This is a genomic window from Pseudomonas sp. AM4(2022) (genome assembly GCF_036346515.1).
In the GTDB taxonomy this organism is placed as follows: Bacteria; Pseudomonadota; Gammaproteobacteria; order Pseudomonadales; family Pseudomonadaceae; genus Aquipseudomonas; species Aquipseudomonas paracarnis.
The window spans coordinates 1-438 of sequence record NZ_JAOTNW010000073.1 but is presented as its reverse complement, the minus strand read 5'-3'; the positions used below and the strand labels follow the sequence as shown (position 1 = coordinate 438).

Genomic DNA, 438 nt, shown 5'->3' with positions numbered 1-438 from the left:
CGGAATGTAGGCGCCGCCGAGAATTTTCAGCAGGGTCGACTTGCCTGCGCCGTTCTCGCCCATCAGCGCGTGCACCTGCCCGGGGTGGGCGGTGAAGCAAATGCCATCCAGCGCCTTGACCCCGGGAAAAGTCTTGCCGATGCCGTCAAACCGCAGGGCCGCAGCGGTCATTTCCACAGCCCGATCTTGGTCAGTTCCGCCTGGAAGTTTTCACGGGTGATCAGCGTCACTTCATCCATGGCCGTGTATTTCGGCGGCTCGGTGCCCTGGGTGACCCACTCGTACATCATCTCAGCGGTTTTGTAGCCTTCAATGTGCGGGCTGGGCAGCATGGAGCCGAAGAAGCCGCTGTTGGCTTTCTTCAATTCGCCGATGGCGTCGGTGCCATTGATGCCGATACCGATCACGTTGGCTGCGGCGAAACCAGCACTTTCGGTG

The 438-nt window shown here is 60.5% G+C and carries 1 protein-coding gene and 1 pseudogene; both read right to left on the bottom strand.

What is annotated here, in order from left to right; all coding sequences use genetic code 11:
• The coding region (locus tag ODQ19_RS28015) for an ATP-binding cassette domain-containing protein (protein WP_146120477.1) at window positions 1-171 on the bottom strand (171 nt) is incomplete at its 3' end.
• Window positions 168-438 (bottom strand): annotated as a pseudogene (locus ODQ19_RS28010) (arabinose ABC transporter substrate-binding protein); the annotation flags it as partial. The gene ODQ19_RS28015 and the pseudogene ODQ19_RS28010, both read right to left, overlap by 4 nt.